The following is a 555-nucleotide window of genomic DNA, read 5'->3' on the forward strand; positions in this document are numbered from 1 at the left end:
GTGTTCTTCGACATCGGTACGGCGACCGATACGTGGCACGAGCGCGTGTTCCAGCCGGGCGTGGGCGTCGGCGCGCGGTGGCGCAGCCCGGTCGGGCCGGTCAACGTGGACGTCGCATACGGCCTGAAGAACAAGAGCATCAAGCCGTATCTGACGCTCGGCATCGCGTTCTGAGCACGCCATGAGCGATCTTCCCGACAACGAACGCATGACGGAACCCGACGCGCAAGCAGGCGGCAATGGCAATGGCGACGCGCCGCAAACTCCGAAAACGCCGCCGCGCCGCAGCGGCGGTCGGCGCGCGCTGCGCTGGCTCGCGGCACTGGTGCTCGTCGTTCTGATCATCGTCGTGCTGGCGCTGGGCACGGTCTTTTTCGCGCTCACGACCGAGCCGGGCACGCGCTATCTGTGGCAGGCGGCGACCTCGCTGCTCGGCGGCCGGCTCACCGGCAAGCTGGACGGCGGCGCGGTCGCCACTGGCCTGCAATTGCGCGATGTCCACTGGAAGAGTCTCGACGGGAAGGGCACCGATATCGCCGTCGACAGCGTGTCGGG

General features: G+C 68.3%; 2 protein-coding genes. Both read left to right on the top strand.

The annotated features are described in order from the left end of the window. Positions 1-174: BamA/TamA family outer membrane protein (locus NCR35_RS29760; protein WP_250537460.1), on the top strand; the 174-nt coding region annotated here is incomplete at its 5' end. A gap of 7 nt (positions 175-181) precedes the next feature. Beyond that, positions 182-555: hypothetical protein (locus tag NCR35_RS29765; protein WP_250537459.1), on the top strand; the 374-nt coding region annotated here is incomplete at its 3' end.

Origin of the sequence: Caballeronia sp. AZ10_KS36, from assembly GCF_023631105.1 — a bacterium.
Classification (GTDB): domain Bacteria; phylum Pseudomonadota; class Gammaproteobacteria; order Burkholderiales; family Burkholderiaceae; genus Caballeronia.